At 42.4% G+C, this 24,595-nt stretch carries 22 protein-coding genes and 1 riboswitch; of the genes, 15 read left to right on the plus strand and 7 right to left on the minus strand.

Translation table 11 applies throughout. The annotated features are described in order from the left end of the window. Positions 1-3: 3 nt before the first annotated feature. From QL986_RS10640 to dapA, 3 genes are read right to left on the minus strand one after another with little or no spacing between them, the layout of a single operon-like run. Positions 4-1,209: a PLP-dependent decarboxylase gene (locus tag QL986_RS10640; RefSeq protein ID WP_024601193.1), complete on the minus strand. Its 1,206-nt coding sequence runs from the start codon at positions 1,207-1,209 to the stop codon at positions 4-6. Beyond that, positions 1,209-1,949 (minus strand): 2,3,4,5-tetrahydropyridine-2,6-dicarboxylate N-succinyltransferase, encoded by a 741-nt coding sequence (locus tag QL986_RS10645; RefSeq protein WP_013463810.1) that lies wholly within the window; start codon positions 1,947-1,949, stop codon positions 1,209-1,211. Before QL986_RS10645 ends, QL986_RS10640 begins: the two co-directional genes overlap by 1 nt. 15 nt (positions 1,950-1,964) lie before the next feature. Then, on the minus strand, positions 1,965-2,849 hold the full coding sequence (dapA, locus tag QL986_RS10650; RefSeq protein ID WP_013463811.1) for a 4-hydroxy-tetrahydrodipicolinate synthase: 885 nt from the start codon (positions 2,847-2,849) through the stop codon (positions 1,965-1,967). Positions 2,850-2,976: 127 nt separating this feature from the next. After that, positions 2,977-3,156, minus strand: a riboswitch (Lysine riboswitch). Between the two features lie 187 nt (positions 3,157-3,343). Here dapA and QL986_RS10655 point away from each other — a divergent pair. The 6 genes from QL986_RS10655 (at position 3,344) to QL986_RS10680 (ending at position 11,774) form a co-directional block, all read left to right on the plus strand. After that, entirely contained in the window at positions 3,344-4,042 is a 699-nt protein-coding gene (locus QL986_RS10655) for a DNA-3-methyladenine glycosylase I (protein ID WP_013463812.1), read from the plus strand. An 8-nt stretch (positions 4,043-4,050) separates the two neighbouring features. Further along, on the plus strand, positions 4,051-5,460 hold the full coding sequence (locus QL986_RS10660) for a protein adenylyltransferase SelO family protein (protein ID WP_128583487.1): 1,410 nt from the start codon (positions 4,051-4,053) through the stop codon (positions 5,458-5,460). 320 nt (positions 5,461-5,780) lie between these two features. Further along, positions 5,781-6,845, plus strand: a complete 1,065-nt coding sequence (locus QL986_RS10665) for an OmpA family protein (protein WP_013463815.1) — start codon at positions 5,781-5,783, stop codon at positions 6,843-6,845. Positions 6,846-7,099: 254 nt separating this feature from the next. Continuing rightward, positions 7,100-9,697, plus strand: coding sequence for a bifunctional aconitate hydratase 2/2-methylisocitrate dehydratase (acnB, locus tag QL986_RS10670; RefSeq protein ID WP_013463816.1), 2,598 nt, complete (start codon positions 7,100-7,102; stop codon positions 9,695-9,697). 201 nt (positions 9,698-9,898) lie between these two features. Continuing rightward, entirely contained in the window at positions 9,899-10,531 is a 633-nt protein-coding gene (locus QL986_RS10675) for a 2OG-Fe dioxygenase family protein (protein ID WP_013463817.1), read from the plus strand. Positions 10,532-10,541: 10 nt separating this feature from the next. Further along, positions 10,542-11,774 carry a cysteine desulfurase-like protein gene (locus tag QL986_RS10680; RefSeq protein ID WP_128583489.1) on the plus strand — a complete coding sequence of 411 codons (1,233 nt, stop codon included), beginning with the start codon at positions 10,542-10,544 and terminating at the stop codon, positions 11,772-11,774. Positions 11,775-11,904: 130 nt separating this feature from the next. On the opposite strand, the gene QL986_RS10685 is transcribed toward QL986_RS10680, so the two are convergent. Further along, a complete protein-coding gene (locus tag QL986_RS10685; RefSeq protein ID WP_024602232.1) occupies positions 11,905-12,609 on the minus strand; it encodes a 2OG-Fe(II) oxygenase in 705 nt (234 codons plus the stop codon). Positions 12,610-12,640: 31 nt separating this feature from the next. Between QL986_RS10685 and QL986_RS10690 the strand changes: the two genes are divergently transcribed. Continuing rightward, positions 12,641-13,039: a thioesterase family protein gene (locus tag QL986_RS10690; protein WP_024602231.1), complete on the plus strand. Its 399-nt coding sequence runs from the start codon at positions 12,641-12,643 to the stop codon at positions 13,037-13,039. Positions 13,040-13,046: 7 nt separating this feature from the next. On the opposite strand, the gene glpD is transcribed toward QL986_RS10690, so the two are convergent. From glpD to QL986_RS10705, 3 genes are all read right to left on the minus strand, one after another. Beyond that, complete coding sequence (gene glpD / locus QL986_RS10695) at positions 13,047-14,549, minus strand: glycerol-3-phosphate dehydrogenase (protein ID WP_024602230.1); 1,503 nt, start codon at positions 14,547-14,549, stop codon at positions 13,047-13,049. 5 nt (positions 14,550-14,554) lie between these two features. Then, positions 14,555-16,060, minus strand: coding sequence for a glycerol kinase GlpK (glpK, locus tag QL986_RS10700; RefSeq protein ID WP_024602229.1), 1,506 nt, complete (start codon positions 16,058-16,060; stop codon positions 14,555-14,557). A gap of 168 nt (positions 16,061-16,228) precedes the next feature. Next, positions 16,229-16,471, minus strand: a complete 243-nt coding sequence (locus tag QL986_RS10705; RefSeq protein WP_013463823.1) for a YdcH family protein — start codon at positions 16,469-16,471, stop codon at positions 16,229-16,231. 231 nt (positions 16,472-16,702) lie between these two features. Here QL986_RS10705 and QL986_RS10710 point away from each other — a divergent pair, with 231 nt between their 5' ends. The 8 genes from QL986_RS10710 (at position 16,703) to speD (ending at position 24,536) form a co-directional block, all read left to right on the plus strand. After that, complete coding sequence (locus tag QL986_RS10710) at positions 16,703-17,284, plus strand: aminodeoxychorismate/anthranilate synthase component II (RefSeq protein WP_013463824.1); 582 nt, start codon at positions 16,703-16,705, stop codon at positions 17,282-17,284. A 45-nt stretch (positions 17,285-17,329) separates the two neighbouring features. Beyond that, entirely contained in the window at positions 17,330-18,490 is a 1,161-nt protein-coding gene (locus QL986_RS10715) for an HDOD domain-containing protein (protein WP_016900057.1), read from the plus strand. Between the two features lie 370 nt (positions 18,491-18,860). After that, complete coding sequence (locus tag QL986_RS10720; RefSeq protein ID WP_013463826.1) at positions 18,861-20,066, plus strand: aspartate aminotransferase family protein; 1,206 nt, start codon at positions 18,861-18,863, stop codon at positions 20,064-20,066. 84 nt (positions 20,067-20,150) lie between these two features. After that, positions 20,151-21,167 (plus strand): arginine N-succinyltransferase, encoded by a 1,017-nt coding sequence (astA, locus tag QL986_RS10725; RefSeq protein WP_290191523.1) that lies wholly within the window; start codon positions 20,151-20,153, stop codon positions 21,165-21,167. Positions 21,168-21,182: 15 nt separating this feature from the next. Then, positions 21,183-22,652 (plus strand): succinylglutamate-semialdehyde dehydrogenase, encoded by a 1,470-nt coding sequence (astD, locus tag QL986_RS10730; RefSeq protein WP_024602227.1) that lies wholly within the window; start codon positions 21,183-21,185, stop codon positions 22,650-22,652. Positions 22,653-22,788: 136 nt separating this feature from the next. After that, on the plus strand, positions 22,789-23,127 hold the full coding sequence (locus QL986_RS10735; protein WP_013463829.1) for a DUF3802 family protein: 339 nt from the start codon (positions 22,789-22,791) through the stop codon (positions 23,125-23,127). Positions 23,128-23,222: 95 nt separating this feature from the next. Continuing rightward, the gene (locus tag QL986_RS10740; RefSeq protein ID WP_013463830.1) at positions 23,223-23,636 is read left to right on the plus strand and encodes an OsmC family protein; all 414 of its coding nucleotides are present in this window, start codon (positions 23,223-23,225) and stop codon (positions 23,634-23,636) included. 87 nt (positions 23,637-23,723) lie between these two features. Next, a complete protein-coding gene (gene speD, locus QL986_RS10745; protein ID WP_013463831.1) occupies positions 23,724-24,536 on the plus strand; it encodes an adenosylmethionine decarboxylase in 813 nt (270 codons plus the stop codon). Positions 24,537-24,595: the final 59 nt, after the last annotated feature.

Here is a 24,595-nt window from a genome sequence, read left to right on the forward strand (position 1 = left end):
TTTTTATCTCAAGTAGTGGCTTGCATCTTCTGCTTGTCGCACGCAACTCAATACGCCATTGTGGATAACATATTCACCGGCCAGCTCATGGCATAAAAAGTACGGCATACTTTCGGTAAAACCGTAGGCACCGCATTGACTAAATACTAGCCAGTCTTGCTCATTTAAATCACTGGGTAATTGGTGCTCTCCTAAGCAATCAAGTGCAGTACATAAGGGGCCGTATAGGCTCATTGCTTGATTTGCTGCGTTTGAATCTCGTAATAAACGCGCAGGGAAATCTTGACTGGTGACCGCAGGGCGCAATAAATGATTAATGCCGCCGCTCATAATCACCTGTTGTTGGCCGTAATTTAGTTTACGCTCAACAACAGGTGTGGCGTAGTGGCCGCATTCGCCTACAGCGTAGCGACCTAGTTCCATCCATAGCTCAGTAACCCCCGCATCGCATTTAATTTTTGCAAGCGCCTCTATGAGTGCATCCCAACTTAGAGTGGGCGTATCAAGCGTATAGGGAATACCTAAACCACCACCTAAATCCAGCACCTTGAGGTTAATATTTAAATCCTCAGCAAGTTGCCTTAACGGCGTAATCATTTGTGTCCACAGCTCAGCGAGTTTGTCGCTGCTAAGCATGTTGCCCCACTGAAAAATATGCAGACCGTCAAAATTAAGTGCACAGTAGTCACTGGTATTTAGCGCCTGCCACTCGTCGCACCCTAAGCCAAATGGAGTAAGACTATCGCCCCCTAGCGGGTTTTTATCACCCTCGGGCCAGCGTAATTGTACCCTTAATAAAACCTGCAACTGGCACTGCTGAGCAATCGCTTGTTCGTTGAGCCAACGTACCTGATTGAGACTTTCGGCCACAAAGGTACGCACGCCACGCGCAATAAAGTGCTTAATTTGTTTAGGGCTTTTTGCAGGCCCCGTGTTGAGCACGCGTTCACTGTTAATTCCTTGAGCAAGGACTTGCTCAAGCTCGCCTTTACTGGCGACATCAAAGTTAAAACCAGCGTTATTTAAGCGTTGGATCACGCTAGATAACGGGTTCGCTTTAACTGCATACCAGAGTTTTACCTCGGTTTGTGCCACTAAACGCGTTAAATGTGTGTTTAGTGAATCAAGATCATAAACAAAAAAGGGCGTATCAAGCTCAGTTGCTAGCTTATCAATAGCGGTTTTAACGGGCGTGCTCAAAAAGGTCATTAACGTAAAACCTCTTCAAGCAATAATGACGCATCACTTTGCTCGTCACGGTATTTAACAATTAACGCACACGACATGCTTAAGCCTTGCTCGCGCGCCCAATCGTTTGACGCAGGGCGAGATCCAGGGATCACAATCGCGTATTCAGGGATTGCTTCGCCTTTATCAAGCTGGCGCTCATTTACGCAGTCATAAACAGGGATGGTTGCAGATAAGCGAACACCTGGGGCAAGTACCGCGCCTTTTTTAACTACCACGCCTTCAACAATCACACAGCCTGCACCAATGAATGCATCGTCTTCTATGACCACAGGGCTGGCACCAATGGGCTCAAGTACTCCGCCTAATTGTACCGCTGCGCTTAAATGCACATTTTTACCTACTTGAGCACACGACCCTACGAGCGCGTGGCTATCTACCATAGTGCCCTCGTCAATAAATGCACCAATATTTACGTACGCAGGTGGCATAATAATAGTGCCTTTGGCAACATGTGCACCACGGCGCACACTTGAACCACCGGGTACCATGCGAACGCCTGCTGTGGCTTCAAAGCTTTGCGGCGCTAAGTTATGTTTATCAACAAAACCGCCAGCAAACTCGGTGTTTTGACCGTTTTTAAAGGCTTCTAAAATGCCTTGCTTTACTTCTACGTTAGCGTGCCATTGGCCGTTTTCGTCTTGTGTTGCTGCGCGAACCGCGCCCGTTTCTAAATTATTTAATAGTTCTAACCAGTTCATTATAAAAACCTGTATTTAATGCCAAGATAAAATGGTGTTGTTTGCCGATGAAATGTCATCTGTGTGTGTCAGCTCAAGGTGTGTTAAAGGTGGGCGTAAATACGGACTGCCAATACGCCCTTGTAAATGCATTAACACTTTGACTGGGATAGGGTTGGCTACTGAAAATAAGCTATTGATAGCACTAGACCACTGGACAAAAAGATTAGGGTGTTGGCCGCTTAAACTGCGCTTTACAAACTCATGGGTTTGCACTGGCCATGCATTGGCTGCAACCGACACTAAACCTTTTGCACCTGCTTGGGCAAAATAAGGCATGAGGGCATCGTCACCACTAAAAATGGCTAGTTCAGGCGCTGCTTGTCGATAGGCTTCAAATTGAGAGATAGAGCCACTGGCTTCTTTCAGTGCCCATAAATTTTTATGTTGTTTGAGGTTTTCAATGGTTGCAATGGGAATGCTAACCGCACTACGTCCTGGTACGTTATAAAGCATACAAGGATGAGAACTGGCATTGAGTAAGCTTTCAAACCAATGCGTTTGCCCCACTGCACCGGGTTTGGCATACAAAGGCGAGCCGAGTAAAAAACCATGGATAGGCAGCTGGTTGCAGTAATTAACCCATTCAAGCTGTTGCTTTAAGTTACTACCGCCTACCGCAACCATAAGGGGGACGCTCGGCTGTAATTGGCAGACATGCTCTACGATGGCTTGCTGTTCTTTGAGGGTCAGGGCTAACCCTTCGCCGGTGCTACCTAGCAGTAAAATGCCATTGTTAGCGGCTTCTTGTTCGGCCACCAAGGTGTCTAAGGTTGCGTAATCAACTAGGCCATTTTGATCAAATGGGGTGATCAGCGCAGTCCATAAATGGAAATTGTTAATATTGAAGTTGTTGATCATCTCTCACGAACTTATAGGGCATTCGTCGAGTTTTTGGCGGGTATTTAGGATGCCTGACTCTTTGAATGTGTTTATAATTCGAAGAGCGAATGGGCTTAAATAATAGGGCGCACGGCCTTATTATACTAAGACCAGAAGCTCTCCACCAAATATGTTATTGGTGACAGTCGCTAGGATTCAGCCTAGTCGCCCGAAGCAACCTTTCACAAAAAAGTGTTACCTCTCGGCGTTAATTCCCCTCACGTATGCTCAATGGAGTTTGCGCTCCTAACATACGCTACCTGAATAACGCACCTCTTCCAGCCCTTTGCACTTGCTATTGAAAAATCAATCAGCAAATACAATGTAATAGGGTAAGTGTGGCGATTAAACCACTTTAGCCGTCTAGGTGTCAAGTGACTAAATATAGATAGATTCATCCTGATTGACAGTTATTACGTATTAGCTGCTTTTCTCGTACACTAGTACTATTGTCGAAGTAAGGTATTAAGCAGATGGAAAAATTTAGTGATATTTATAAGCGAGCGGTAGAGCGAAAGGGCTCTGAAAAAATGCTTAAGTTGTTACTCGCAAAACCTTTATCAACAAAGCAACTCGTCACATTAAGTGATGATGATTGGCTAGAAGAATTTACTCGGAAAGTTTTTCAAAGTGGTTTTTATTGGTCGGTGATCAACAGTAAGTGGGCCGGATTTAGAGAGGTTTTCTGGGATTTCAATGTTGAAAAACTATTGATGATGCCACCGGATATGCTTGAGCAAAAAGCCAGTGATGAGCGGATTGTACGCAACTATAAAAAAGTAAAAACTATTACTGAAAATGCGTATATGATCCACGAAGTTGCAGAGCAATACGGCAGCTTTAGTGAGTTTATTGCTAACTGGCCAAGTGAAGATATTATTGGCTTGTGGGCGTATTTAAAAAAGCATGGTGCAAGGCTTGGTGGTAATACCGGCCCTTATGCGCTGCGCGCCTTAGGAAAAGATACTTTTTTACTTTCAAGAGACGTAGAAAGCTATTTGCGTGCCCATAAAATTATAGATGGCGGATTACAAACTAAAAAGTCACTAAGTGCGGCGCAGGCATTCTTTAATGAACTGCAGCAGCAAAGCGGCTTAAGCATGCAAGAGCTAAGCTTAATTGTCGCTTATGGTGTAGGCGACAATCGCGTAGGTATCAGCCAAAAACAATAGGATTAATTATGAAATTAGTGCCAAGGTATACCGACATTGGTGAGGGGTTTGCAATTAGCGATCATCCAGCCAAGGTGACAGCGCCACAGTTATTGTTATGGAATGAGCCCCTAGCTAAGCAATTTAATATACAAGTGGATGCAGATTCCCGAGCAAATATATTTAGCGGTAATGAACCCCAAGCGATTTCTCCGGTGGCACTGGGATATTCTGGTCATCAGTTTGGTCACTTTTCACCGCGACTAGGGGATGGTAGGGCGCATTTGCTCGGTGCGATTAGCGATGATAAAAATCAGCTTTGGGATCTGCAATTAAAAGGCGCTGGTGCTACGCCATTTTCGCGCGGAGGCGATGGCCGCTGTGCATTAGGTCCAGCTATTCGTGAGTACGTAATGAGCGAAGCTATGCACGCGCTTGGCATTCCAACAACGCGTTGTTTAGCCGTGGTTGGCAGTGGCGAAACCGTCTATCGCAACCCACCTCAACCAGGTGCTATTGTAACCCGACTCGCCAGCAGTCATATTCGGGTGGGCTCGTTTCAATATTTAGCCACTCAAGGTGACGTTACTAGCCTAAAAAACTTAGCCGACTTAGCCATTCAAAGACACTATCCCGAGATTAACAGCACTGGCGCTCAGCGTTATTTAGATTTTTTAGCTGCAGTGATCGCCAACCAAGTCAAATTAGTCGTAAGTTGGATGAGGGTGGGGTTTATTCATGGTGTTATGAACACCGATAACACCTTAATTAGTGGTGAAACCATAGATTACGGCCCATGTGCCATGATGAACCAGTTTGATTTTGATACCGTGTTTAGCTCTATTGATAAACAAGGGCGTTATGCGTTTGGTAATCAGCCAAACATGGCAAGTTGGAACTGTGCCCGCTTAGCAGAGAGTCTAATAGCGCTGATCAGTGACGATGACGAGCAAGCGGTGGCAATGATGACGCCTTTAATTGAGGGCTTTTCAACGCAATTTAACCAACAATTTAGCGCGATGTGGGCGCAAAAGTTAGGGTTAACAGTCGCGGATGATAAAGATAATGAGTTGGTGGGGGAGTTACTAGGGTTATTAAAACAACACCAGCTTGATTATACCAATACTTTTAATGCACTCACTGAGTCGTTAAATGGGCAAGCTGAAATACCATCAGCACTTACCTCTTGGGCACAGCAATGGCAAACACGAACTAATGAGCACAGCTATCAAGTGATGCGACAAGCCAATCCGAGCGTGATCCCACGTAACCATATTATTGAAGATATTATTACTCAGTACACTACGCATGGGGATAGTGAGCTACTCAGTCGTTTTAGCAAAGTGATGGCGAGCCCTTACACAAACCATGTGCAGGCCACAGAGTTTCAAACGCCGCCCGAAGATGATAAGAATTATCGTACTTTTTGTGGTACTTAAGTATGATTTTTTGCATTTTAAAATGAATATAAAAGGTCATTTTTTACCCCAGCGACGTTCATTCATAGAGCAAACTATGAACGGGTGATACCATAACTCCATAAAAGCCAGTGATCGTGTGGGGTTTAAAGCGATTGTTTGCTTTTTGAGCTAGCCTGTGTTCATCGACATTTTTTATGAGCTAGTTTTATTATCCTAGATATTGAAAAAATATATTTGCGTTAAGTATTGATTAACAAAGACTCAGTTACTGTATAGGTAAGTTAGAAGAGCTAGCAATGCTTAGCTACATTTTTAGTTGTTAAAATGGGAAGAAAACAATGAAATTAAAATCACTTACAATGGCTATTGCGTTAGCTGCAACTAGCGCATCTACTTTCGCAGCCGAGCAAGAAGGCTTTTACATCGGTGCATTCGGCGATTATTACGATGCTTCGTGGAAAAACATGCGTGAGCAAGCTGGCCTTGACGTTAATGAGTCAACAGGCTGGGGTGCTGAATTAGGCTACCGCTTTAATGATTACTGGAGTGCGCGTTTAGAGTACGCAGACCTAGACTTTAATGCTCACGACAAAGTATTGAACAACCGCAACGATATTGACGGCGAACGTTACGGTATCGATGCACTTTACCACTTTGGTGGCGGTCCTTTCTACGGTTTATTTGGTCTGAAAGATATTGATGTTGTTGATGACAACACGTTTGTAAACGCAGGTGTAGGTTACCGACACTTTGTTACAGACAACTTTTTTGTTAATGCTGAAACCAGTGTTTACCAAGGTTTAGACAAAGGCTACACAGATGTTGGCGCTAAATTAGGTATAAACTACTTCTTTGGTCAAAAATCGGCGCCAGTAGCACCGGTTGAGCCTGCACCACAGCCAGAGCCAGAAATTGTTCCTGTGCCGGTAGCACTTGCTGATACAGATAAAGACAGCATTCCTGATGTAGATGATAAATGTGCCAATACGCCTATGACAGATGCTGTTGGTAGCGATGGTTGTACACTTTATGAAGATACTGAAGTAACAGTAAGCTTGTTAGTAACATTCCCTAACAATGACTCGTCAGTTTCACAGCAGTACTTAAATGATATTGATGAAGTAGCGACTTTCTTAAAAGAGTACCCAGATACAACAGTGCTTCTTGAAGGTCATACGTCTGCAGTAGGTAAAGCGTCTTACAATAAATGGTTATCTAAAAAACGTGCTGATGCAGTAGCTAAAAAGCTAATTGCTGATGGTATTGCAGAAGATCGCATTACAACGGCAGGTTTAGGTGAAGAACGCCTTAAAAATGAAGCGAATACGGCAAAAGCGCATGCTGAAAACCGCCGCGTTGAAGCACACGTAAAATCTATTAAACGTGTAAAAGTATTACGTTAATAGTCTCATTATTGAGTAAAAACCCAGCTTAGGCTGGGTTTTTTTATGGCTGTTAATAAGTATTCATGAAAGTTGATTTTATGAAATCCACTATTCATATTATTAATAATCGCTATAACTAGCTGCCTAAGTGGATGGATTTTAATCTATGCACAAAAGCTTTATAATCGAGCGTTAGAATACTATAAGTATTGGGTTATGGTGTGTTTAGTAAACACCACCGAATACTTTAACGTCACCAAGAGGGCAATACTGTGCTACAAGAATATCGTAAACACGTAGAAGAACGTGCCGCGTTAGGTATCGTACCAGCGCCATTAGATGCTCAGCAGACGGCTGATCTTATTGAGCTAATTAAAACGCCACCGGCAGGTGAAGAAGAGTTCATCCTAGAACTACTGATCAACCGCGTACCACCAGGTGTTGATGATGCAGCCTACATTAAAGCAGGCTTTTTAGCGGCTGTTGCTAAAGGTGAAGCTGTTTCTCCGTTGATTTCTAAAGAAAAAGCAGCTGAGTTACTAGGTACTATGCTCGGTGGCTACAATATTGCTCCAATGGTTGAACTACTTGATGACGAAGCGTTAGCGCCAATTGTAGTAAAAGGCCTTTCGAACACATTATTAATGTTTGATGCGTTCTACGATGTAGAAGAAAAAGCAAAAGCAGGTAATGCATACGCCAAGCAAATTATAGAGTCTTGGGCTGCTGCAGAATGGTTTATCAATAAGCCAGCCGTTGCTGAAAAAATCTCTGTTACGGTATTTAAAGTCACTGGCGAGACAAACACCGATGATTTATCACCAGCACCAGATGCATGGTCACGTCCTGATATTCCGCTTCATGCATTAGCCATGCTTAAAAATGAGCGTGATGGTATTAACCCTGACAAAGACGGTGAAGTAGGTCCAATCACTCAGCTTGAAGAATTAAAAACTAAAGGCTTACCACTTGCTTACGTAGGTGACGTTGTTGGTACAGGCTCTTCGCGTAAGTCTGCAACAAACTCTGTGCTTTGGTTTATGGGGGATGATATCCCATTCGTACCAAACAAGCGCGTGGGTGGTGTATGTTTAGGTAACAAGATTGCGCCTATTTTTTTCAATACAATGGAAGACTCGGGTGCGTTACCAATCGAATTAAATGTTGATGAATTCAACATGGGTGACCAAATCGACATCTACCCTTATGAAGGTGTTGTGAAACGTCATGGTACTGATGATGTGATCTCTACATTTGAACTTAAATCAGAGGTAATTTTAGACGAAGTTCGTGCTGGTGGTCGTATTCCATTGATCATTGGTCGTGGTCTTACAGACAAAGCACGTACATCATTAGGTTTAGGCGCAACTGACGTATTTAAAGTACCAGCAATGACTGAAGTATCAGACAAAGGCTTTACGCTTGCGCAAAAAATGGTTGGTAAAGCATGTAACGTTGCCGGTATTCGCCCAGGCCAATACTGTGAACCTAAAATGACCACGGTTGGCTCGCAAGATACAACAGGTCCTATGACGCGTGATGAGCTTAAAGACTTAGCCTGTTTAGGTTTCTCTGCAGATTTAACAATGCAGTCTTTTTGTCATACATCCGCTTACCCTAAGCCAATCGATGTAAACACGCACCATACGCTTCCTGATTTTATTATGAATCGTGGCGGTGTATCGCTTCGCCCTGGTGACGGTGTAATTCACTCATGGTTAAACCGTATGTTATTACCAGATACCGTAGGTACGGGTGGTGATTCACATACACGTTTCCCATTAGGTATTTCATTCCCAGCAGGTTCGGGGGCGGTAGCGTTCGCAGCTGCAACGGGTGTAATGCCACTAGATATGCCTGAATCAATTTTGGTTCGTTTTAAAGGTGAAATGCAACCGGGTATCACTTTACGTGATCTTGTACATGCTATCCCTTATTTTGGTATCAAAGAAGGCCTATTAACGGTTGAGAAGAAAGGTAAAATCAACGAATTTTCTGGTCGCATACTAGAAATTGAAGGGGTTGAGCACTTAACGGTTGAGCAAGCGTTTGAGCTATCCGATGCATCTGCAGAGCGTTCAGCTGCTGGCTGTACTGTTAAGCTTTCTAAAGAGTCTATCAGCGAATACCTTGAGTCTAATATTGTTATGCTTAAGTGGATGATTTCTGAAGGTTACGGCGATGTACGTACGATTGAACGTCGTGTTACTGCAATGCAAGACTGGTTAGCAAACCCAGAGCTAATGGAAGCTGATAAAGACGCAGAGTACAAACACGTACTTGAAATCGACCTTGCTGAGATTAAAGAGCCAGTACTGTGTGCGCCAAATGATCCTGATGATGCACGCCTACTTTCTGATGTGACAGGCGAGAAAATCGATGAAGTATTTATCGGTTCTTGTATGACTAATATTGGTCACTTCCGTGCTGCAGGTAAATTACTCGATGGCTTTAAAGGGCGTATCCCAACACAGCTTTGGGTTGCTCCACCAACGAAAATGGATAAAGACCAACTTACAGACGAAGGTTACTACGGTATTTTTGGTCGTGTTGGTGCACGTATTGAAACGCCAGGGTGTTCACTGTGTATGGGTAACCAAGCACGTGTTGCGGACAAAGCAACGGTTGTGTCTACTTCTACACGTAACTTCCCTAACCGTTTAGGTACAGGGGCAAACGTATTCTTAGCATCAGCAGAGCTGGCAGCAGTAGCAGCAATTTTAGGCAAATTACCTACACCTACTGAGTACCAAGAATACGCAGCGAAGATCAATGCAACGGCAGCAGATACCTACCGTTACTTGAACTTTCACCGTATGCCTCAGTACACTAAAAAGGCAGACAACGTAATTATTCAGCAAGCTGTATAATTTATAGAGTGTGTTTAAAAAACCCGCTTTGGCGGGTTTTTTATTGTCCAAATAAAATATTAGATAGTTAATGCTTAATTCGTTGCATGATTGTATTAACTTTCGTTAAATGTCGTCATTGATATGGTTAATAAAGCAAAAAATCCTCTCTATATGCATTAAAATCCTCGACAATATTATCATTATTATAAGCAGGATTTTATGACCGCATTAAACAACCAGAATTTACTGCAACTTCGTTTTATTAACCAAGCCAATATTGATTTGGTTAAGCCTTCTTTTGATAACTTACCTGCAAATCCTTATGCAGATGGTGCGTTTCGTAAACGCCGTTATTCAGTGGTTAAATTACAAAATGGTGAGCTTAATCTTCAAGCGACCAAAGCGTTTGTGCAAGACGATTCAATTAATACCTTTCAAGGTAATGTTGAGCGTACTTACGAAAACTTAGAGCAAAGCTTGCTTGAGTCTGAGGGTATGAAAAGCATTGTTAGCGAATTTGCAGCGATCACCGGCATTGACGCAGAGCGTGATATTGAAATTCACCAATTTAGAATGCTTGCCATTGATAGCGATACGCCAGCAGCTCCAGAAGGTGTGCATCAAGATGGGTTTGACCATGTGTGTGTATGTGGTGTTTCTCATGAAAATTTAGAAGGTGGTGAGCTATTGGTTTATGAAAACCAACAAGCTGAACCGTGTTTTAAAATGGAAATAAAAGACGGCATGTTTGCACTAATTAATGACCGTCAGGTATGGCATAACGCCACGCCAATGAACAAAATTGATGCTAACAAACCAGGTTACCTGGATTGCTTTGTACTAACTGCTTAAGAGAAATAAAATGAATTTAATGCAATTGCGCGCGCAATTTCCTGCTTTAATGCAAACTGTTGATGGCAAGTCACCGGTGTTTTTAGATGGGCCAGGTGGCTCACAAGTACCCCAGTCGGTACTCAGTGCCATGACCGCTTATTTAGGGCATTACAATTCAAACTTGGGCGGTGCGTTTTTCTCAAGTGACAAAACGGTTGAGCTGATGGCGAATGCGCGTCAAGCGGCGGCTGATTTGTTAAATGCGCCCAGTGCACAAAATATTGTGTTTGGCCCTAATATGACTAGCCTAACATTTAGCTTTAGCCGAGCAATTTCACGCAATTGGCAAGCAGGTGATGAAATTATAGTGACCAATGCTGATCATTTTTCAAATGTATCGTCTTGGCAGCAAGCCGCTGAAGATAAAGGCGCAGTGGTTAACACAGCGCTAATTAACGAAGCCGATTGTAGTTTAGATATGGCGCATTTTGAAAGCTTATTAAACGCTAACACTAAATTGGTTGCGGTTACGTATGCATCAAATACCACTGGCTCTATTAACGATATTAAACGTATTATAGAGCTTGCTCATAATGTGGGTGCGTTGGTGTATGTTGATGCGGTGCATTATGCGCCACATGAACTGATTGATGTACAAGCGTTAGATTGCGACTTTTTAGCTTGTTCTGCATATAAGTTTTTTGGCCCGCACTTAGGCATGGTTTATGGTAAAACTGAGCACTTAGAAGGGTTTACACCTTATAAAGTAGAGCCAGCAAAAGATGTTGCACCAGGTCGCTGGGAAACCGGCACACAAAGTTTTGAGGCACTTGCAGGCTTTATTGCGGCGGTTGATTACATAGCGGCGATTAGCGAACTTGATGACAGTCACTCACGCCGAGAAAAATTACGTGTTGCGTTTGCTAAAACAAAACAACATGAAATGGCATTGAGTGAATACTTTTTAACGCGTCTAGTTAACTACCCAAAAATTAAGTTGTTTGGTATAGACGATTTAGAGCGTTTGAGTGAGCGTACCCCTACGTTCGCACTGACCTTTGAAGGGTTAGAGCCTCGCCAAATGTCTGAATTTTTGGGTAAACACCATGTATGTGTATGGGATGGTAATTTTTACGCCCAAGGTTTATGCAAACAACTGGGTGTGCTTGATAAGGGCGGCGTAGTACGCATTGGTTGTATGCACTACAACACCATTGAAGAGATGGACACTTTGTTTGACTTGTTTGATGAGCTGATTTGAAGCTGTCAGCTATAAGCCGTCAGCTTTCAGTTTAATGCAAATACTTGACAGTAGTCAGCAGTTAGTTAATTTCTGACCGCTGACCGCTGACCGCTGACCGCTGACCGCTGACCGCTGACCGCTGACCGCTTTAGCTTTGTGGCGTTCCATAAATTTGCTCTGCTCGATTAAACAAAACCCATGAGGTTAAAATATACTTATCGTTTGATACTGGCTTATTGCCTCTATGTGTATGGGTAAAGTAGCCTGGGGCAACCACCATACTGCCTTTTTTAGGGGCTATTTTACGATTTTGATAATAAAACTCGGTTTCTCCGCCTTCTTCAACATCATTTAAATAAAACATAAATAACAACACCCGATGCAGTGCTTCATTATGCTGTAGCTGCGGATACACCTCACTGTGCCAATACGGATAACCGCCTTTATTTACTTCGTATTTTTGCGCTTGAATATTACCGAGTCTAAAAATTTGCTGTACCAATAAGGGGAGTTGTGGTTTACCTACCTCGTCATAGTTGGCGTGAGTTAAATCAACCGGTTGTCCTGTTTTTGGGTGATATACCTTTAAACCAAATGCCCCAATCATCATAAAAATATGTTCTTCAATGTAGTTGAAAACATACTGTGCAGTGGTTTGTTGAATATGTTTTAATTGTTCTGCGTATTCAGGATGATTGTTTAAGTATAAGTCGTGGCTATCTTTTTTATTAAGATCAACACCGCCCGATGTCATCCCTTGTTTAATATGCGGGCTTTGAGAAAAGGTAGTGATAAAGTTATCGCAAAATTCATTACTGAGCGCGTTGTCATACACGCGGATAAAGTCCGTCATGAGTTACCTGTTTAATTATTATTGGATTATTATGTTTACTGAAAAAGTGATGCCGCGTTTTAGCGAAACGGATGCACTCGGACACATCAACAATACCGTACTCCCCGTATGGTTTGAAGCGGCCCGAGTACCTATTTTTAAATTTTTTACGCCAGATCTAAATCCACACAACTGGAAGTTAATCATTGCTAAAGTTGAAGTGTCGTTTGTTGGCGAACTATTTTATGCCCATGAGGTGACAATTAACACCAGCATAGAGCAAATTGGCAATAGTTCATTTGTGATCCGCCAAGAAGCATGGCAGCAAGATAAGTGCTGCGCCATTGGTAAAACGGTGATGGTACGTTATGACTTTGTTAGTAAAACAAAGCAACCACTTTCGACTGATGAAAAAGCCGCATTAACACAGCACCTTGTAGCAGTTAGTTAATCGCAGCTTAACTATGACAAGCTGGATGTTTAGTTAAATATTGCCCCAAGGCAATGACTTGTTTTTCTGAAAAGCGCAGCCCAAGCTTTGTTCGTCGCCAAAGTATATCTGCGCTGGTTCTTGCCCATTCATGGTTTACTAAGTAATCAACTTCTTGCGCATACAGACCATGACCAAAGTGATAACCTAAATCGCCGATTGCTTGGCTGTTCCCCAGTAATTGATAACTAAGCGTGCCATAGCTGCGAACCATACGTTTTAAGGTGTCGATTGCCAGCCAAGGGTAGCTACTTTCTAACTGAGCGATAAGGTATGTTTGGTTACTAAAGTCGCCGCCTGGTAAAGGGGCATCTTTCGTCCACGAGCCACTCATCTTTGGGTAAAAAGGCACTAATTTATTGACGGCATTTTCTGCAAGCTTTCGATAGGTAGTAATTTTACCGCCAAACACACTTAATAAAGCGGCATGATCGGTGTCGTTGCTTAATATCAGCTTGTAATCACGGGTCACCGCTTGAGCATCTGTTGATTTGTCATCTAATAGTGGCCGCACCCCACTAAAGCTGTGCACAATATCGGCCGCGCTTATTGTGTTTTTAAAGTAATGGTTAGTGATACTGATAAGATACTGTATTTCTTGCTCACTAATTTTTACATCAGCAATATCGCCGGTGTACTCTTCATCAGTGGTGCCAATCAGTGAGTAATCTTGCTCATAAGGAATGACAAATACAATGCGGTTATCTTCATTTTGTAAAATATAGGCAACTGGCTCATCGTGGAGTCGGGGCACTACAATATGACTGCCTTTCACAAGGCGAATAGTGTGCGGTGTGGGCTGGGTAAATACATCTTCAAATAATGACGCGACCCATGGGCCTGCGGCATTTACAACACTTTTTGCCTTTATATTTAGGTGCTGCTTGCTGGCTTGTTGCTCTAAAATCACATCCCAATAATCTGCGTTACGCGTTGCTTTAATGCAGCGCGTGCGTGTTGCAATGGTAGCGCCTAAATTATGAGCCGCTTGGGCGTTTAAAATCACTAAACGTGCGTCATCAACCCAGCCGTCTGCGTATTCAAAGCCTTGGGTAATGCTGCTGTTAAGAACGCTATCGCTGTTAAACTCAATCGCCTTTGAAGCGGGTAAAGTATTACGCTTGGCTAGGTGGTCGTAAATAAATAACCCCACACGAATCATCCATGGCGAACGTAAATGTGCTTGGTGCGGCAGTCGAAAAGACAGTGGCCACATAATATGCGGCGCTTTTTTTAATAGCACTTCACGTTCACGTAATGCCTCTCTTACCAATCTAAATTGATAATTCTCTAAATAGCGTAGCCCGCCATGAATAAGCTTACTGCTATTAGAGGAAGTGGCTGAGGCTAAATCGTTTTGCTCACACAATAATACTTTTAAACCGCGACCACTGGCATCGGCAGCAATGCCAGCGCCGTTAATACCGCCGCCAATAATGAGTAAGTCATATTCGTTGTCGTGTGCGCTCATAGATTTTACTCACTCTCGCCGTCATTGCTATTAGAAAGTCTAACTTGTGCAATGCAATGTAGCCACTTTGCGTATAAATCGTTGCGCTCTTCACTGCTCATGGTTGGTTCAAAGCGACGATCGCTTTTCCACATGCTGGCAAGCTGCGCAGTTGATTCATACACCCCAGTTTGCAAACCGGCTAAGTAAGCAACCCCTAACGAAGTGGTTTCGGTTAGAGTGGGGCGCTCAACGCTTGCGCCTAAAATATTGGCTAAAAACGCCATTGCCCAATTATTGTTTGCCATGCCGCCATCAACTCTTAGAATACTAGGTCGGAGTCCGTCACCTTCCATAGCTTTTTGTAAATCTTTGGTTTGATAACCCACCGACTGCAAGGCAGCTGCAACAATAGTGCTAATGCCTGAGTCTCGGGTTAGGCCCAAAATTGCGCCTCGGGCATTTGCATCCCAATAGGGCGCACCTAAGCCTGTAAACGAGGGAACCAAGAATACCCCATGATCCAAGGGAACATCTTTGACGAGGGCTTCACTTTCACCTGCGTTTTCTAATAACTTTAAGCCCTCTACTATCCACTGCATGGTGGCACCAGCCATAAAAATACTGCCTTCAATCGCATAGGTGGGTTTGCCGTTGAGCCGATACGCAAGAGTGGTTAATAAACGATTATTTGATTTTAGTGCTTTATCACCAGTGTTAAGCATTAAAAAGCAGCCCGTTCCGTAAGTACTTTTTGCCATTCCTTCTTCAAAACAAGCTTGACCAATTAAGGCGGCTTGTTGATCGCCTGCTATACCGCAAATTGGAATTTCACCACCAAATAGCTCGCTTGCAGTCACCCCAAAGTCAGCCGCTGAGTCCATTACCTCAGGTAGCATCGACGCTGGAATATTAAATAAAGCCAGTAACTCTTCATCCCAGCATTGCTGATGAATGTTAAACAGTAATGTACGAGAGGCATTGGTAGCATCGGTTTTGTGAGCTTTACCGTTAGTGAGTTGCCATAGCAAGTAGGTATCTATCGTACCAAATGCTAGTTCACCTGCGTGTGCTTGCTCTTTAGCGCCTTTGACGTTATCTAAAATCCAACGAATTTTGGTTGCAGAAAAGTAAGGATCGAGTACTAAACCGGTTTTATCATTCACCATTTGTGTATGCCCAGCATGACGTAAATTATCGCAATAGTCACTGGTACGTCGGTCTTGCCACACAATCGCATTGTAGATAGATTGCCCGGTTTTTTTATTCCACACTAAGGTGGTTTCTCGTTGGTTAGCAATGCCAATGGCAATAATGTCGGCGGCAGTGACTTGTTGCTGCGATAATACGTTTTTAACGCTGCTTAATACGGTTTGCCAAATATCTACAGGGTCATGTTCAACCCAACCATTTTTCACAAAGTGTTGAGGGAAGGTTTGTTGAGCCGTGTCAAAAACCTCGGCATCTTTAGTGTATAAAATAGCTCGAGAGCTTGTCGTTCCTTGGTCAATCGAGAGTATGTATTTAGACATAAAAAATAGTGTTGTTTAATTTAGATAAAGACAGCTTGTCTTTAAGCTAAACGAATAGCAATGCTTTTGCACCATAATGGTTAAAATTATAGATGAGCGAAAGGTAGGAGAGGGAGGTGAACACTCAATTCTGGCGCCTACAATTTAATAGGCGCCAAATAACAACAATTAATTAGCATCCGTTAATTGTTGATGTAGCCAATCTTTTAATACCATTCTGTCGTGTTTTAACTGCTGCATGGCTTCGTCATCTATGGGTGAGTCTTGTAGCTCAAGTACTCGAATTTCTTTATCGATTTCATTGTATTGTTTTGCTTTGGTTGCAAAGTTTTCATCGTTTGCATTAAGTTTTGCAATAGTTTGCGTGTAATCAGGAAAATCTTTAGTTAATGAATGGTCTTCGCCTAACATAGGTTACTCCTTAAATGGCTGTTGCATAATACACGTCACGTTATATAAAAATGATCAGTGACTTGGGGTGTCCCCATACAACAGAGCTTGGGCTGATCTAAAATAAATCAACCGTTATTGGTTGTTAGTGTGTCTATTTATGTTTGCTGGGCTGCAAAACACTGACACCTGCAAAGGCTTCAGTTAGAATATGCCTGCGACAGGCCCTAATTACTTTGAGTACTTTATTACATGCTTTTAATGATCGATAACTATGACTCGTTCACCTATAACTTGGTACAGTATTTTCAGCGCTTAGATCAAGACGTGTTGGTAAAACGTAACGACCAAATAACGCTGAGTGAGATCAAACAGTTAAACCCAGATCATATTGTGATTTCTCCAGGACCTAAAAACCCGACTGAAGCGGGAGTGTCGTTATCTGTGGTAGAGCAGTTTAAAGGAGTTTATCCTATATTAGGTATTTGTTTGGGGCACCAAACCATTGCTCAAGTGCTAGGTGGTAAAGTAGTGCGAGCTAAACAGGTTATGCATGGAAAAACATCGCCTATTTATCATCAGCACCAAGGCATGTTTAAAGGCCTACCTAATCCACTTACGGTGTGCCGCTACCATTCATTAATTGTTGAAGCGCACTCATTGCCAAAGGAGTTAGAAGTAACAGCATGGACTCAAAGCATCGCTGGGCAGCGTGATGAAATTATGGGATTATTACATAACGAGCTCGCACTTGAAGGTGTGCAATTTCACCCTGAAGCGATTTTGACCGAGCAGGGCTTAGCTTTACTTGATAACTTTTTAACGCGCTTCTAGGCTTATACCTGCAAGCTATTTACTTTTTGCCCTAAGATAGAGCTTATGACCGACATATTGCAGCAACAGCGTATTGTTAATGTGCTAAACCAACGAGCGCATGATTTGCTACTGGGTCATAGTTTTGCCAATCAGCAAATTGGCTTTATTCATACCTTAGATCTTAATGACGGCAAACCCGTTAAAAAACGCACCTTATTAGAAGTAGAAGTAGCTGCGCAGCAAAAGCGCCAACAAAAAAGCTCTTCACATCAAAAGTTACAGGCTAAAACCAGTCAAAAACTCCATACCGTTATTGAAAGCGTGATTGCTAAACGTCTTGAAGACATCGATTTTGTGATTAAAGACACCATTGGCATAGAAGATAACGTGTGCGCCATACTCGATATACTGGCTACTCGCGCCGCCTCGGTTGGCCGTCTAGAGCCGCTAATTAACGATTTAAGTTGGTTGGGGCGAGAGCTGGTTACCTTAGTTAATTTACCTTTTTATCGTAAGCAACGCAGTAAAGGCACCTCAGTCAAAGTAGATACCCCAGCGTTGGCATTACGTTATTTGGGCTTAGACAACCTGCAACTGGTAGTGCCTACTTTTGCAGTGCGTCATTGGATGCCACATAGCACAGAACCATTCACGTTATTAAAACGCAGGTTAAAAGACAACACCATGTCGTGTGCCATTGCAGCGCAAACGCTTGCCCAGCTTAACGGGGTAAACCCAATGCATGCGTTTACATTGGGCATGTTACTGAATGTAGGGCAAATTGCTTTAGTGCGCTTATACCTAAAAGTGTTTGATCAGGTATGGCAGCGCAAAGTACTGCGTGCTCGTGAAGAAGGTGATAAAAACCTACACACCGCGCTATTAGAGCTAAAACCAGATCCGTTATTTTTAACAACACTGCTACACGAAAAATCACTGCTTGTCAGCGCCAAGGTCATAGAAACCATGTCGTTCAAATATTTGCCCTTTAACAGTGTTATGCAGCAGTTAGTGAATGGGGTTGAAAAGGGCGATAGTTTATTGCCATTATCGCAAGTGATTTTAAAGGCTCGCTGTTATTCTCAATATTTAAATTTAAAAGAGCACCAGCTGATTGAAGACGATGAATTACAAAGCTGGTTTAGCTATTATCAGTTCACTAAAAAAGAGTTAGATACCCTAAAAACAGGTAATTTTACTAATTTGGCACTTCAAATTGATTAAATCTGTTAATTTTTTTGCGACTATTCATTCACTTTAATTCTACTTATTCATGTGCAGTTGATTTATAAGCGCCATGCTTTTTTCGTTGTAGAGGCGCTCACTAAGGTAAATGCACATCATAATTAGCTCTCAAATAGTTATTCACTATCTATGAAATAATATCTTAAGCCCTTTATTTTAAAGGGGTACATGAAAGTTTTTGAAGAGACATCCCCCTAAATTTCTGAAATAATGAGCGCCTGAAAATTGAACCACAACGTAGTTTCAGGCAAATATACAGTTATTAATTTTTGCCGGCACATTTGGTTATTAACAATAATCACACCCCTATTCTACTGCTTTGTGATGCACACAATTAAGAGGAAATAAAATGACAGTCAATCGCGAATTATTTGATCACGTAATGGTTCCTAACTACGCACCTTCAAGCGTAATTCCTGTTCGAGGCGAAGGCTCTCGTGTATGGGATCAACAAGGACGAGAGTTTATCGACTTTGCTGGTGGTATTGCCGTTAACTGTCTTGGCCATTGCCATCCTGCATTAGTGGGCGCATTAAAAGAGCAAGGCGAAAAAATTTGGCATTTATCAAATGTAATGACCAACGAGCCGGCACTTCGCCTAGCTAAAAAAATGGTTGATGCGACCTTTGCTGAAAAAGTTTACTTTGCAAACTCAGGCGCAGAAGCAAACGAAGCGGCACTTAAGTTAGCGCGTCGTTTTGCGCTTGATAAATTTGGCGCAGAAAAATCGCAAATCATCGCCTTTAATAAAGGTTTCCATGGCCGTACATTCTTCACCGTTACTGTAGGCGGTCAAGCAGCCTATTCAGATGGGTTTGGTCCTAAGCCAGGCGACATTGTTCATTGTGATTACAATGACCTTGCCGCATTTGAAGCACTGATCAGCGATAACACCTGTGCGGTAATGATGGAGCCAATTCAAGGTGAAGGCGGTATCATTTCGCCAACTGACGAATTTGCACAGGGCGTTCGCGATTTATGTACTAAACACAACGCACTGCTTATTTTTGATGAAGTACAATCAGGTGTTGGCCGTACAGGTGAGCTATACGCATACCAAGGTTTAAACGTAGTGCCTGATATTTTAACCTCAGCAAAAGCTCTCGGTGGCGGTTTCCCAATTGGCGCTATGCTAACAACCACTGAGATTGCACAGCATCTTAAAGTGGGTACACATGGTTCTACTTACGGTGGTAACCCATTAGCGTGTGCAGTTGCAGAAGCCGCATTTGATACTGTAAATAACCCAGAAGTTTTAGCGGGCGTTAAAGCAAAGTCGGCGTTATTTACTGAGCTATTAAATGCCATTAACGACAAGTACAACGTATTTAGTGAAATTCGTGGCCAAGGTTTATTAATTGGTGCTGTGGTAAACGAGCAATACAAAGGCCGTGCAAAAGAGTTTTTAGTTGCCGGAACTGAGCATGGCTTAATGTCATTGGTTGCTGGTGCTGATGTGGTTCGTTTCACACCTTCTTTAGTAATACCAGAAGCGGATATTCGCGAAGGTATGGCACGCTTTGAAAAAGCAGTAGCCCACGTTGTAAATGCGTAATTGCTAATTCAACTTCTTTAGGGGCAAACGTAGTTTGCCTTGCAGTTCCTATTTACCGTTATATATAAGGGAGTAAGCGGATTCATGATGATCCTTCGCCCAATCCAAAAAAGTGATTATGCAGCTTTAGTAACCATCGCCGACGAGTCGGGACATGGCTTTACTTCTTTGCCTAATAATGAAGAGTTATTACAAAAGAAGATAGTGCATTCAGTTAACTCATTTACAAAAACGACATCACAACCAGGTGATGAGGGTTACTTATTTGTTCTTGAAGATACTGAAACTGGTGAAGTAGTCGGTACTTCAGGTATTGAAGCCGCAGTTGGCTTAGATGACGCATTTTATCATTATCATTTGAGTAAAGTGATTCACTCTTCGCGCACGCTAGATGTGTATAAAGCGGTAGATATTCTCACCCTTTGTAATGACTACACTGGGGCGACAGAGCTGTGCACACTGTTTTTAAAAAACGGCTATCGTAAAAATTGTAACGGTAAGCTGCTTTCAAAAGCACGTTTTATGTTTATAAAACAGCATCAACAACGCTTTGCACAAACCGTTATTGCAGAAATGCGCGGTGTATCTGACGAAAACGGTAGTAGCCCATTTTGGCAGTGGCTTGAAGAGCACTTTTTCTCTATGGACTTCCCAACGGCAGATTATCTGACGGGAATAGGGCAAAAAGTATTTATTGCTGAGCTTATGCCTAAATACCCAATTTACGTCAACTTATTGAGTAAAGACGCGCAAGCGGTTATAGGTCAAGTGCATGACAATACGCGCCCTGCAATTCAACTATTAAAAAGTGAAGGTTTTACTTTTAATGGTTACGTTGACATTTTTGATGCGGGCCCAACCGTTGAAGCAAAAGTAGATAACATTGCGACAATTCGCAATGCACAAAACTTTAGCGTTGAAATTGGCGAAATGACAGGCGATACCATGGTGTTGTTAGCCAATGACAAACTTGAAGACTTTAGAGCAACAGTAGCGCCAATGGCATTTGACGAGCGATCAAACAGCCTAGTACTTACGCAAGAACTTGCTGATGCATTACATTTGAAATCGGGCGATTTTGTTACGGCTACCCCAGTTTAATTTAGGAGAAAGTATATGACTCATCCTGCACAATTTATTAATGGTCAATGGTCACCAGGCCAAGGCACAGAATTTAACTCAGTTAACCCTGCAAATAACGATGTTATTTGGCAGGCATCAGCTGCTAGCGCTGAGCAAGTAGATAGCGCCGTAGCCTCTGCGCGTGAAGCATTTTATAGCTGGGCTGATAAAAGCTTTGCGCAGCGCTTAGAAATTGTAAAAACCTTTGCTGCAACGTTAAAAGAGCATAGCGAAGAGTTGGCTGTGGCAATAGCTCAAGAAACAGGTAAGCCACTTTGGGAAACGCGTACTGAAGCGGGTGCCATGGTCGGAAAAATTGCCATTGCTGAAAAAGCATTTTTAGAGCGTACCGGCGACGTTGAAAACGCGATGCCGCAAGGCCGTGCGATGATCCGCCATAAGCCACACGGTGTTGTTGCTGTATTTGGTCCTTATAACTTCCCTGGGCATTTACCAAATGGCCACATTGTACCTGCACTTTTAGCTGGTAATACCGTGGTATTTAAACCCTCTGAACTAACACCTATGGTGGCTGAGCTAACCCTTAAACTATGGGAAAAAGCCGGTTTACCAGCAGGGGTTATTAACCTTGTACAAGGTGAGGTTGAAACAGGTAAAGCATTGGCGTCACACAAAGGCATTGATGGTTTATTCTTTACAGGTTCTTCTCGTACGGGTCATATTTTACATGAACAGTTCGCAGGTCAACCAGGTAAGATTTTAGCGCTTGAAATGGGTGGTAATAATCCGCTAATCGTTAAAGATGCAGAAGATACGCTTGCTGTTGTGCACGATATTGTGCAATCTGCGTTTATCTCAAGCGGCCAACGCTGTACGTGTGCTCGTAAATTGTTTTTACCAACAGGTGCTAAAGGCGATGAAATTTTAGCGCGCCTAATTACAGCCACTAAAGCAATCAAAGTTGGTAATTACGACGATGCTGACCAACCATTTATGGGCTCTATGATTTCAACGGCCGCTGCCGCTGGAATGGTTAAAGCACAAGATGAGTTAAAGGCCATGGGTGGCGAAGTGCTGGTTGAACTTGAGCACACAGCAAACACTGGTTTTGTTACACCGGGTATTATTGAGTGTACAAATATCAATGATTTCCCAGATGAAGAGCATTTTGGTCCGCTTCTAAAAGTATTCCGTTTTGATGACTTTGACCAAGCAATTGATAAAGCAAACGACACGAGCTTTGGTTTATCAGCAGGCCTACTAAGTGATAACCAAGCCGATTACGATCATTTCTTACGTCGTATCCGTGCGGGGATTGTTAACTGGAACCGTCCTATTACCGGTGCATCAAGTGCAGCGCCGTTTGGCGGTATTGGTGCCTCAGGTAACCACAGAGCAAGCGCTTATTATGCCGCTGACTACTGTGCATACCCTGTTGCGTCTGTGGAACTTGAAAAAGTAACCATGCCAGCAACACTAAGCCCAGGTTTAAAAATCGATTAACTGATTTTTAAACTAGTAATAAATCACTAAAAAAGCAGCTTCGGCTGCTTTTTTTATACTGCAATCTCACAAAGCTAGCAATTATCAGTGCTTTCTGCTTAAATTAAGCAACCAGTATTTTTGAGGTAAGTAGACAATGGTTTTAAACAGGCAAGGGTACGATGACTTAATAATGTACCTAACTCAGAACTTAGCGTTGTTTGAAAAACCAGGTGAAATAAAGCCAGGTGCACCAACGGTTATTGAGTTAATTGAAGATGTAATTGCCGAAAATGTCATACGCATTTGTCAACAACACCCCGATCTATCTACAGAGCAGCGTAGTCAAATTGTACGCGAAGTTGATGGCATTGTTTACGACTTACAAGAAGTACTCAGCAGTGTGACTTCTCACACCGTCACAGTCGAACAGCATGCTTTTATTGATGAGTTTGCTGGGCTAGTCAAAAACTTATTTGATAACGCTATTAGTTAATATTTCCCCCTTTAAAACCACGCTTTATTCGCTATTTAATTTTAAATGCGCGTGAGTGTCTGCGTGTAATGAATATAAATTATTGAGATAAAACAATGCAAGCAAATGTAAAATGGGTTGAAGGTAATACTTACATCGGTCGCTCTAACAGCAATCATAATGTCGTGTTTGATGCGGGCAGTGACGGAGCAGCACCTAGCCCAATGGAAATGGTATTGATGTCGGTTGGTGGTTGTTCATCGGTTGATGTGGTGAGTATTTTAAAAAAAACTAAGCAAGAGTTCTCATCAGTAGATGTGCAGTTAACCGCTGAACGAGCAGAAACAGCCCCGCGCGTGTTCACCAAAATTAATTTACACTTTGTTGTAACTGGTAATAATGTGTCTGAAAAGCACCTAGAAAGAGCGGTTTCGCTTTCGGCAGAAAAGTATTGTTCAGTTGCATTAATGCTTGATAAAACAGTAGAAATTACCCACAGCCATGAAGTTGTTCAAGATCAGGGAAAATAACGCTTTTTCCGTGAGTAAAATTCGTATAAAATCCGCGAACTTTTCATTCTGCAGGTGCAGATTTCACTAATTTATAGGTTGGTTTATATGAACAAACCCTTCGATAAACTTAAACTTCATGGCTTTAATAATTTAACTAAAAGCCTAAGCTTTAGTATTTACGATATTTGCTATGCAAAAACAGAGCAACAACGTAAAGAATATATAGAATATATCGATGAGCAGTATAGTGCAGATAGACTAACCGACATTTTAGGTGATGTGGTTGATATTATTGGTGCCAATATTTTAAATATTGCACGTCAAGATTACGAGCCACAAGGTGCCAGCGTAACTATTTTGGTTTCAGAAGAGCCGGTAGAAGAGCAGCAAAATTATGATGCTGACGAAGCACCAGGGCCGTTACCTGACTCAGTGGTTGCACACCTTGATAAAAGCCACATTTGTGTTCACACGTACCCTGAAGCACACCCTGATGATGGTATTTGTACTTTCCGTGCTGATATTGAAGTATCAACCTGTGGCATTATTTCGCCACTTAAAGCGTTAAACTTCTTAATCCATAGCCTTGAGTCTGATGTGGTTACAATTGACTACCGTGTACGTGGCTTTACCCGTGATATTAACGGCGTTAAACATTACATTGACCATGCAATTAACTCGATTCAAAACTTCATGACAGAAGATACTAAAGAAGCGTACCAAATGATGGACGTGAACGTGTATCAAGAAAACCTGTTTCATACCAAAATGATGTTAAAAGAAACCGATTTAAATACGTATTTATTTGGTTTATCTACTGATGATTTGTCAGATGACGAAGAAGAAGAGATTCGCTCAAAACTAACACGTGAAATGCAAGAAATATTCTATGGTCGTAATCTGCCAGATACAGAATAATAGCAACGCATTAAATAAAAAATGGCGCTCACTGAGCGCCATTTTTGTATGTGTTGTTT

Origin of the sequence: Pseudoalteromonas sp. APC 3250, assembly GCF_030407915.1 — a bacterium.
In the GTDB taxonomy this organism is placed as follows: domain Bacteria; phylum Pseudomonadota; class Gammaproteobacteria; order Enterobacterales; family Alteromonadaceae; genus Pseudoalteromonas; species Pseudoalteromonas tetraodonis.